Raw genomic sequence first — 9,185 nt, 5'->3', positions numbered from 1 at the left:
CAAAGATTTCTGGCGACCTTCTCCGGCCTGCGCAATCTCTTCGTTCCATCTCACCACCAACGGTCCGCAATCAACATTTACCTCCACCGCATCAATGCTTTCTCACAATGGAAACAAGCCGCTATGCTTGACGCCTAAAATGCGTCTGGAGAAAACTATTGCGGCCAATTTCAGGTTAAGTTGATAGCGCCTGCAACAAGGCCACTCTTCGTGGCGGCTTAAGAATAATATGAATTAAATAAATACCTAACTAAATTTATACTACGGGTGATCTACTTAGGGTAGTCCATGATTAACCCCATAACCAAAAGATGAAAGGCTTATTGCTGTTCACTCAAATTAACGTGCCAGCGCCGTTTTTAGTTTGCTCCTGAAGTAATCGGCTGCGGGTTCTAACAATCTTGTGAACACGGGGTAAAACTGCGTGGGTGATCCCCTCCTGTGCCAGCTCGTCGATCAACGCTTGGGCGGCGGGCCCTATTTTTGAAGCCAATTTGTTTAGCTCTGTGCTCAATAGCCTTTGCGCGCCCTTGGTTTGCGGGACCAACGATTGCCAGTTCTTCAGCAGAAGCGTATCGGCTTTATCGCGGCCCCCAATTTTCATCGCCATCTTTTTTGCAAGACGCGGATAGGCTGTTGTGCAAATGACATCATAAAGGGGAGCGAGATCAGGTGTCTCTTCATTGTAAAGCAGCGCGTAGTTTTTAGCGTGCGCATCGGCGTTGCCGACCAGGTAATGGTAGATCAACATGCGCTGAAACGTGAGCCGATCAGCTGCTGGCTGGCGGGTTTGCGCCTGTATGAGTGAGTGGGCTTGTTCAACACCGGGCCCGCCTTCTTGTTCGTATTTAAGCTCGGGCGCGACGCTTAGGGCCTGGCAGAAGTCTTCCTGATGAAGTTTGCGAATGGTCCCATCTGGCTGGTGTAACCTGTCGTAGCGCTCGATGAGAATATAGGGGGTGTCCCCTGCCACACCTTTGGAGACTTTTGGCACGTTGAAACCCAACCGGCGCGCTAGTGTCATGCAAAACAGCTCATTTTCAACGGTGCCGTCGAGTCCTTCAATGAATGGTTTGAGGATGTGGGTTGTTGGGCGTCCATCACGCGGCAAAGTGATTTGATTATCCTGAACGGCCACCGCCAGCTTATCTTGCGCGCCTGCAAGCGAGAGACGAACCCCCTGCTCTCCTCCCAATAACGGACGATCACGCAGAATATGCAGCACCTCTGCCAATTGCTGGGGGCTGAGCGCTTCCGTTTCCTCAATCAAAAATTCGGGCAGAGACTGGCCTTGAGGCACCAGTGACAGAGCTCCGGCACATTCGCCGCCGATGATCTCCAGCAGCCCAAAGGCGTTGCGTTCTGAGACGCCAAGTGCTGCAGCTAGCCGACGGCGCGCGCGTTCATCTGGCAACAGACCGGAGAAGAATGGGCGTGCAATTGGGTCATCATAGCGTTGCTCACGCAGTTGCATACTCACAGAGATGGCTGGCCCTGTCCCTTGCAAGTAATTGAGATCATAGGTGAAGTGCAAAGTTCCTTCCGGGCTTTGCTCCAAAGTTCCCGCCAAAGATTCGTGAAGGTACACGTCTAATATACGGCTCATGTGTCCCCTCCCCTGCCTGTGATCTGTACGCTGAGGCCAAGTGTACTAAGGACGGCAAAAACCAAACCGATGCGACTGGTTTCCTTACCGTGTTCCAGCTCACGCAAGAAACGAGGGCCGACGCCAGAAAGGGCTGCCAGTTGCTCCTGAGTCAGGTTTTGCTGTTTGCGCGCTCGCCGGATCACCTGTCCAAGCGCATTGATATCTGAAACATCTGCCATTATCGTCCCTTTCGGGATGCTTTTACCATAAGAGAGTTACTGAAGGAAGAAAAGATCCCGAGCGGGATGAAATTATCTGACGAGCGTCGATTAGACGAGAAAAATATCCCGATCAGGGTGTATTGGAATGCGTTCTAGAATCAGCTTTTCTCTTCAAGAAGCGTTGCTTTGCGCCGTAAGTTTAAAGAATCGCTTCATGCGAAATGTTATCCATTTTTAATTTCCAGGATGTTTCAGCCCGGGTATGTTCTGATAAGTTTCGATTAACTGCAATAAAAACAATAGGTTAAACTGATTTATAGCGTTTGGGAAGGTACTCGGATATGTACGTTAAGTGTTCGTTAACCAACCAGTCGTTGACATCGGTATGCGAACTGCAGAATATTTGATGAATTCCTGTTTAATTTAAAAGTTTGGGTGAACTAGGAAATGGATATTGAGACCCTGGAGCGCGGCACGATGCTGGCTCAGATGAAAGCGGACCACAAGGCGCTGTCTAGCACATTGGCGGCCTTGGCGCAGTCTCAGTTTCCGCCTACAGCTGATAAAGTCCTGCGCAAGTTTCCAGCTTCTGAAGCGGCGGCTTACTTGGGTATCACACCGCGTTATCTGGCGCTGTCTGCTGATGAGATGGGGCTGCAGATTGAGAAAGTCGGCCGCGGTGAGCGCCGCCATTATGCGCTGGAGCAAATGAATCAAATCCGCGCCTATCTAGCCGAAAAAGCGGGCGATGATACAGCCAAAGCAACGTTTTATGATCCGCGCCGCAAGGGCGATGAAGAGCTGCAAATCATTGCTTGCTCTAACTTTAAAGGCGGTTCTGCCAAAACCTGTACCTCGGTGCATCTGGCGGAGTATCTGGCGTTGCAAGGCTACCGTGTTTTGCTAGTGGATCTGGACCCGCAGGGCTCGGCCTCTTCTATGTTGGGCGTGGTGCCAGAGCTGGTGCCTGAAGATGAGTCCTTGTTTGCGGCCATCCGCTACAACGAGCCGGCCTCCTTGAGCGATGTGGTTCAAAAAACGTACTTTGCCAATCTTGATTTGGCTGTCGGTAGCCCGTTTTTGACAGAATGGGAGTTCTTTGCGCCGCACTACGCTACATTGGCGGGGCAGGAAGAGCCGGGCATTCGCAACCGCATCGCGGACATTGAAGATGAACGCAAGCAAAAGGGCATCTCCAACACGCGTTTGCGCGAGTTGGAAGAGGAGCTTAACCGCGAACACGCAGCGCTTTCTGATTGTTTGCAGCGCAAGCTTTACTTCACACGGCTGCAATTGGCGTTTGAAGATGTGGAAGCGGATTATGATGTGATCATCTGCGATACCCCGCCAAGCTTGGGCTACCTGTCCAACGCCGCCTCATTTGCAGCCGACCATTTGTTGGTGACAATTCACCCGCAATGGATCGATTGTGAATCCATGGCGCAGTACCTGGCGACGTCTATCGCGCATAACGAGTTCTTTGAAAGCACGGTCGCTAAGCAGCTGGGGCCGGAATATCTGGTGCCCAAGACCTTGCAATACCTGATTACCCGCCACGACAACACCAGCCGTCCTGAAACGGATGTTGTGACCATGCTGCGCAGTCAGCTGCAAAACGTGTTCACCAGCACCATGTTGCGCAGCTCCGCCATTGCCGAGGCTGGCAACGTACAGCAAACGTTGTATGAGGCAGACCGGTCTAACTTCAATGGTAAAACCTATGACAGGGCGTTGGATTCACTCAATAAAGTCAATGAGGAAATGGAACAGATCCTCAAAACCTATTGGGGCCGCTCATGAACGACAAGCGTAAGAAAAACAAAAGCAAGCTTAGTGCGATTATGACCGGCAACAATGCCGGTGCTGCTCGCATTCCTGAGGCTGATCCAGCTGAGGTTCGCGCAAAACCGCGTGAGCAAAGTGCTGTTGGCCGTTTGGGCGCAGCGCTGCATTCGCTGACCGAGCAGCGCACCGATGCGGTTGATCCAAGCCTGGTTATCAAGAATTTGGATGCCAAACTGCTGCTGCCGTCTTTGGCGATGGACCGTGCGTTTGAGCTGGTGGATGAAGAGCTGGGTAGTCTGGTCGACAGTATCCGCCAAAACGGGCAACAGGTTCCCGTGCTGGTGCGCCCTCACCCGGATCGCGACGGCTACTACCAGATCGCCTATGGCCATCGCCGTGTGAAAGCCTGCCAAAAGCTTGATATTGCGGTGCGAGCCGTTGTTGAAGAGATGAGCGATGAGCAACTTGTTATCGCTCAGGGTAAGGAAAACGAAGAACGCAAAAACCTGACCTATATTCAGCAATGCTTCTTCGCCGCCCAGCTCAGCAAAACGTTTACCCGTGAGGTTGTGGCCGCTGCCGTTGGCGCTGGTGATAAAACCCGCGTCTCAAAACTCACCAGCATTATTCGCCGTGTCCCCAACGATCTTATTGAATCTGTTGGCTCTGCACCCGGCATTGGCCGGGTTAAATGGGAAGCTGTGGCGAAAACCTGTGAGGTGAGCGGCGCGGCGGAGCGACTGCGCAAAAGCATGGTGGGTCTCAAAAGTGCAGGCAAGTGGGAGGGCATGGCAAGTGCCGATCGGTTCGCCTGGTTACACGATTCAGCTGTTGCTCTTGAGGTCGTGGATGGAAAGTTATCCTCCTCTGCTGCAAGTGCGGTAAGCTCGCGAACCAAGGGCACCAATACCAAAGCGGTTGTCCTGAGCACTGAAGATGGCAAGCCGCTCGTGGAAACACGCGGCGCACGTACATTTAAGATTGTCTGGCCCGATGAAATTCAGGCCGCGGCATTCTCGCAGTTTTTGAGTACTAAAATGGAAACGCTACTTGAAGAGTTTAAGCGTGAAGAGACACAGCGCCAGGACAAAGCGGAGGAAAGCGCAATGACCTAGGGCGCTTCAAGAAAACGGCTCCGCAGACGGCAATCTGCAGAGCCAGAATTCAAATAGGCAATCAGAGTGGCAACTCTGAAGTACCGTAACAACACATTCACCGTACTTCCCCTTGTCGCAAAAAGCAATCGCCTGACCTGTTAGGCGGAATGGTTTTCTGCGTCCTGCCCTCTGTTTTGCCGGATTAATGTGGAGCACGAGTATCCTCGTGCGTTTAAAACGCGCTATCAATCTGGTGGCGTGAAGGGGTTCTGCTATGCAAAGTTTAGGATCGGTCGCCTCGTTCCGGAAACTCACACCGGCCATGATGAAGGCGCAGCACTTGGCGCTTGCCAATGATATTGTGGAGACGAGCAAAGCGGAAGTGGCGATGGCGTTGAAGAAGGCGGCCCCTGCCCTGGGCATTGACGGAACCTGCTACCATATCCTTGATATTCTTATCGGATTAACCGGCGCCGACGACTGGCAACCAAACCGCCGACCGCTTGTGGCGATTTCAAATGAAAAGCTGGCTGAATATGTGTGCCGCTCAAAACGCACTGTCATGCGCTGTCTTAAGCGATTGGTGGAAGCGGGTGTTATGGCGTACCGCGACAGCCCAACCGGGCGGCGTTATATTCACCGCGGTGAATATCGCCATGGCAAGCGCGGCGAGATTGAACGTGGATTTGGCTTTGACTTCTCGCCAGCGCGGCAGCGTGTTCATGAACTGAAAGAACTTGGGGATGCTTTTGCGCGGCGCCTGAAGCAAGAAAAAGATGCCCGCCGGACAGTAAGCCGTTTGCTGCGGGCCTTAGAGGATATGTCCATTCTGGCCGCAAAAGAGAATGTTGATTTTTCAGAGGTTGATCAGGCGCTTGAGATGCTGGCTGAGAAGCCAATGAACACGCTTCATCGGGCAGAGATTTTGCAAGGGCTTTATGAAATGGCCATTGCGCTGTTTGCACAAGACAACGCTGAAGGGGAAACTAACTCTTCTTTTGATAAGGAAATGACCTGCGCGGGTGACACTCATGACGCCCCCTATAATAATACAAACCCTCTAACTCAAGAAACTAGTAATATAACGCGGCGATCAGCTCACACTGATCACTTAAATCATTCGGATCCCGACAAAGCCGGGATCAAAAAAGCTTTTGACGAAAAGCAAAAAAGCAAAATCACTGCCAGCTCAACAAAACATCCAGCAGATGCACCTTTGGAGAATATCTCTCTTGGGCTTTTGAAAACCGCGTTGGTCAACCTGCAGGAAGCCCTAGGGTTTGAGTTTAACAGCTGGTCCGATCTAATCAGCAGCAGCGGGGATATCTCGTTGCTCATTGGTTTATCACCGTCAGCCTGGCAGCAAGCAGAGGGCAGGGTAGGGCGCTACATCGCGGCGGCTGTGCTGGCAACAACGGCCGAAAAAGCCCTGCGAGATCCGTTGTTGATCTCCAGCCTAGGTGGATATTTCCGTGCTTGCGTTGATCGGGCGATGGATGGCGAGTTGGCGCTGCATAAATCGCTGTTCGGTCTGGCTCAAACGTCTTGAACGCGTGCAATTTTACAGCTCCAGGGGTGCACGCGTGCACCCTCTTGACGAAATATGTAATTAATTCAGATAGATAGCTTGGTTTGCCACCCGAATCTCATGGTTGCGTTGTTATTTGCGTTGGTTTGCGAGGAATAGGAATTTTAAACGTTGATAGCGTTTACAAGGCCAAAACTTCAAAGAGACGTTATGACCTTAGCTTTCGCCGAAATTTTGGTAGCCATTTTGCACAGGGAGTAAGATAGCTCTAGGAGCTACCTACCAGAAAAGAGAGTTGCGTTTTGATTGCAACACGCGATCTTCCACGGGAAGCTTTTTGAGTATACTAGATCCATAGCCAAGGGCCCAAATTGGCTTCGAGGCTGATCGTATGGACAGGCCAAACATGGACACGCAAGAAATTCACTCCCATTGGATTACATCATCGGGAACCGAAGGAAGCACCGGTTCTGGTGAAGCCCTTTTTCCGTATTGGAGCTTCACTAAAACGGTTATTGCTATTTGTGCGTTGAAGTTGCGAGATGCCGGTGCCACTGAATTAGATGTGCCAATAGCCGGCAACCCACATACACTTCGTCAACTGCTCACCCATACTACCGGCTTGCCGGACTACTGCCATCTTCCAGAATATGGTCAGGCGGTGAGTGCCAATGAGGTGCCTTGGTCTCGCGAAAAAATGTTGGGCGTGGCGCTTGCTGATGGAATGCTCTTTGAGCCTGCGCAAGGCTGGTCCTACTCAAATATCGGCTACATGTTTGTACGAGAACAAATCGAGGCGATCACGGGCCAGTCGCTTGGTGACGTTATTTCAGAGACGGTTTGCAAACCCTTAGGGTTGGATAGCGTTGAATTGGCTCAAACCCGGGAACAGTTTGAAGGCCTGCATTGGAAGAGCGTGGCAAGGTATGACCCGTTGTGGGTGTATCATGGCTGTCTGTTTGGCACAGCAGGTGATGCGGCAAGGCTCCTTCACAGCCTATTTGCGGGTGAGCTGCTGTGTGCTGACACGCTTGCCCAGATGCTGGAAACTAAGCCACTTGGCGGTCCACTCGCCGGCCGACCCTGGGCAGACTGCGGGTATGCAGTGGGCCTCATGGCTGGATCGGTCGATGGAGTTGGTCGCTTATTTGGTCATTCCGGCGGCGGCCCTTTCAGCGTCAATGCTGTCTATCACTTTCCAGATACAAAAGACCCAATTACCGTTGCAAGCTTCACAGATGGAACAACAGAAGGCGTTGCAGAGTTCGCCGCAACAAAGTTAGCACCCACAAAAGGTGCCAGATAATTTATCTATTGACCAGAATTTCCGGCCGAAGCCCAAGTTTATCATCATAGAACAAGGCTTCGTTCTGGCCTCCTCCAAAACGAACTTTGCTCAGAATTTACCCAAGCCCATAAATTTGGTCGTCATGAAACCCTTTCGAACGCGAGGCGTCCGAAGGATGTCATTTTGTTGAGAACAGCAACGCCAATTTCCGCTTCTGTCCTTTGATTTTTCAACGTTCGAGATCTGAGTTTGTTCCCGATCACCTGCTTGAAGGCCCTATGGGCACATAGCTGCATATTTGGCCATCTTGAAGAACAATCAGGGAACTTTGGTGGTTGACTGAAGCAGCACGCGGACCTGCTCGGGCGAGAACTTGAACGACCTCCCATCAGAGATCCGTGCTGCTGTGATTGGGTATTTGGGTCGTCTTGTATCAAGGCCAGTAATGCGGAAGTGTTCTTCGCCATCGCTAAATATTTGGTCGTAGTTTTCTTTCTTCAAACCATATCTTGAACACAGAAGTTCAAAGAGTTCTTTGTCTAAATCCTCATCCTGGCCCTCTGCTACCGGAACCTTTACCCGCAGCGCCATTTCAAAAGCATCGCCTCTGGACTTGAGACGCTTCCCGCCTTGCTCAACTTCCAGCCCATGAGTTTCAGCAATTTTACGACAGGCTTTCAGCATTTCCTGCTCAAGGGTTTCGCTCAGGCGGGGTGTGATGCGCACGTGTTTTTCACGTTGGCTGGTCATCGGTTCTTTACCTTGTAAACTGTTCCTCGAGAGACGCCGAGCTCTCGGGCAATTTCGGTTGGACTCTGGCCAGCAGCAATCCGCATTTCAATTTTCTTTTTATCGATCTGTGGCGGACGGCCTTTATAAACACCCCTTGTCTTTGCTGCCGCAATCCCCTCTGCTTGACGCTCTCGCCGCAGATTGGTCTCAAACTCTGCAAAGACACCCAGCATATCGAAAAAGGCTTTGCCAGCAGCCGTTGAGGTATCCACGGGCTGCTCGGTTGCATAAAGATTAGCCCCCTTGTCTCGCAGCCACTGCACGATGATCTGTAGGTCATGCATAGACCTGGCAAGTCGGTCAATACGTGTAACCACCAGAGTTTCGCCGGGATGAATGAAGTCCAAGATTGTTTGCAACTCAACACGATCCTTGAGAGAACCGCCGCTTCGTTGCTCGGTGCGGATCAGATGACACCCAGCTGCTTCCAGCGCGAGAATTTGCGCTTCCAGATTCTGATCAGTGGTAGAGGTGCGCGCATATCCAATGCGGGACGTAGATCTGTTCATTTTGGGTGTGTTACTTGCCATTTTTGTTCAATAACACAGATCAAACCCAAAATGAACAGCATACCGAGCCTATTTAGTGTTCACCGGTGTCGTCTTTATGGGTACACTCAAAATATCACCTAGTCATGCAGCCAGCTTACTTTCAATGTCTATGCGCTGTTCCAGATCAAGCTCAAATCGGCCATAAGGATTGGCGCTATCAACTTAACCTGAAATTGGCCGCAATAGTTTTCTCCAGACGCATTTTAGGCGTCAAGCATAGCGGCTTGTTTCCATTGTGAGAAAGCGTTGATGCGGTGGAGGTAAATGTTGATTGCGGACCGTTGGTGGTGAGATGGAACGAAGAGATTGCGCAGGCCGGAGAAGGTCGCCAGAAA

At 51.4% G+C, this 9,185-nt stretch carries 8 protein-coding genes; 4 read left to right on the top strand and 4 right to left on the bottom strand.

Features of this window, described 5'->3' with window-relative positions; genetic code table 11:
• Positions 1-334 precede the first annotated feature (334 nt).
• Both BMZ51_RS22575 and BMZ51_RS22570 read right to left on the bottom strand, forming a co-directional pair.
• Complete coding sequence (locus BMZ51_RS22575) at positions 335-1,606, bottom strand: type II toxin-antitoxin system HipA family toxin (protein WP_068009343.1); 1,272 nt, start codon at positions 1,604-1,606, stop codon at positions 335-337.
• Entirely contained in the window at positions 1,603-1,827 is a 225-nt protein-coding gene (locus BMZ51_RS22570) for a helix-turn-helix domain-containing protein (RefSeq protein ID WP_068009345.1), read from the bottom strand. Before BMZ51_RS22570 ends, BMZ51_RS22575 begins: the two co-directional genes overlap by 4 nt.
• A 429-nt stretch (positions 1,828-2,256) precedes the next feature.
• Here BMZ51_RS22570 and BMZ51_RS22565 point away from each other — a divergent pair, with 429 nt between their 5' ends.
• The 4 genes from BMZ51_RS22565 (at position 2,257) to BMZ51_RS22550 (ending at position 7,525) form a co-directional block, all read left to right on the top strand.
• Positions 2,257-3,609, top strand: a complete 1,353-nt coding sequence (locus BMZ51_RS22565) for an AAA family ATPase (RefSeq protein ID WP_068009347.1) — start codon at positions 2,257-2,259, stop codon at positions 3,607-3,609.
• On the top strand, positions 3,606-4,709 hold the full coding sequence (repB, locus tag BMZ51_RS22560; protein ID WP_068009349.1) for a plasmid partitioning protein RepB: 1,104 nt from the start codon (positions 3,606-3,608) through the stop codon (positions 4,707-4,709). Before BMZ51_RS22565 ends, repB begins: the two co-directional genes overlap by 4 nt.
• Before the next feature lie 256 nt (positions 4,710-4,965).
• On the top strand, positions 4,966-6,240 hold the full coding sequence (repC, locus tag BMZ51_RS22555; RefSeq protein WP_068009352.1) for a plasmid replication protein RepC: 1,275 nt from the start codon (positions 4,966-4,968) through the stop codon (positions 6,238-6,240).
• A 385-nt stretch (positions 6,241-6,625) separates the two neighbouring features.
• On the top strand, positions 6,626-7,525 hold the full coding sequence (locus BMZ51_RS22550; RefSeq protein ID WP_068009354.1) for a serine hydrolase domain-containing protein: 900 nt from the start codon (positions 6,626-6,628) through the stop codon (positions 7,523-7,525).
• 300 nt (positions 7,526-7,825) lie between these two features.
• Here the strand turns inward: BMZ51_RS22550 and BMZ51_RS22545 are convergent, their stop codons facing one another.
• Positions 7,826-8,257 carry a hypothetical protein gene (locus BMZ51_RS22545; RefSeq protein WP_063297793.1) on the bottom strand — a complete coding sequence of 144 codons (432 nt, stop codon included), beginning with the start codon at positions 8,255-8,257 and terminating at the stop codon, positions 7,826-7,828.
• A complete protein-coding gene (locus tag BMZ51_RS22540) occupies positions 8,254-8,829 on the bottom strand; it encodes a recombinase family protein (RefSeq protein ID WP_244277635.1) in 576 nt (191 codons plus the stop codon). Before BMZ51_RS22540 ends, BMZ51_RS22545 begins: the two co-directional genes overlap by 4 nt.
• Positions 8,830-9,185: the final 356 nt, after the last annotated feature.

The organism is Pseudovibrio axinellae, from assembly GCF_900110875.1.
Taxonomy (GTDB): domain Bacteria; phylum Pseudomonadota; class Alphaproteobacteria; order Rhizobiales; family Stappiaceae; genus Pseudovibrio; species Pseudovibrio axinellae.
Note: the sequence above shows the minus strand (reverse complement) of the source record. Positions and strands in the feature narration are given on the sequence as shown.